Here is a 644-nt window from a genome sequence, read left to right as displayed (position 1 = left end):
GGTGGGGGGTTCGGGTTCTGTCGGTGGCGGAGATGCGCTGCGATGCGGAGGGCTTTGCGCTGGAGCGCTGGGTGCGGGCCTTCGAGGGGGCGGCGGCGATCTTCGACCGGGTCTGGCGGGAGCGGGTGCCGCGCGGGCTGCTCTGAGGGCGGCGCGAAACCTGCCGGAACGAGAAAGGGCGCCCCGTGGGGCGCCCTTCGGTGTTTCCGGGTGGGCCCGCCGGCGGCGGGCCCGGGGCGTCATCACACCATGGAGGTGATGAAGTCCGCCGCCATCAGGTCGTCGGCATCGAAGTCCTTGAGGAAGAACTCGAGGTCGTCCTGGGTGAAGCTGCCCGAGCCGTCGAGGTCGACGATGACCTGGACATCCGAGCCGGTCTGGATCGCGAAGATGCTCGAACCGTCGTAATCCTCATCGGCCGCGTCGAAGTCGGTGATGATGTCCAGAGCCCCGGTCTCGTCGCTGACGAACAGGCCGCCGGCGATGGTGAAGTCGGAGATGTCGATCACGTCGGTCTCGCCATCGTCGGAGGCAACACCGTTGAAGTCGGTGATGCAGTCACCGCCCGGCTCGGTCGGCCGCGAGGTGTCGTTGTCGTCGTTGGCACCATCGGCGTTGAGGAAGACGAAGGTGTCGTCGCCGTC

Annotated in this window: 1 protein-coding gene; it reads right to left on the bottom strand. The window is 67.7% G+C overall.

The features are described 5' to 3' along the window. Positions 1-242: 242 nt before the first annotated feature. The coding region (locus QSJ97_RS24615) for a hypothetical protein (RefSeq protein WP_285675146.1) at positions 243-644 on the bottom strand (402 nt) is incomplete at its 5' end.

Source organism: Paralimibaculum aggregatum, assembly GCF_030270585.1.
Lineage (GTDB): Bacteria > Pseudomonadota > Alphaproteobacteria > Rhodobacterales > Rhodobacteraceae > Thermohalobaculum > Thermohalobaculum aggregatum.
The sequence above is the reverse complement of the archived record's forward strand: the minus strand, read 5'-3'. Positions and strand labels throughout refer to the sequence as shown.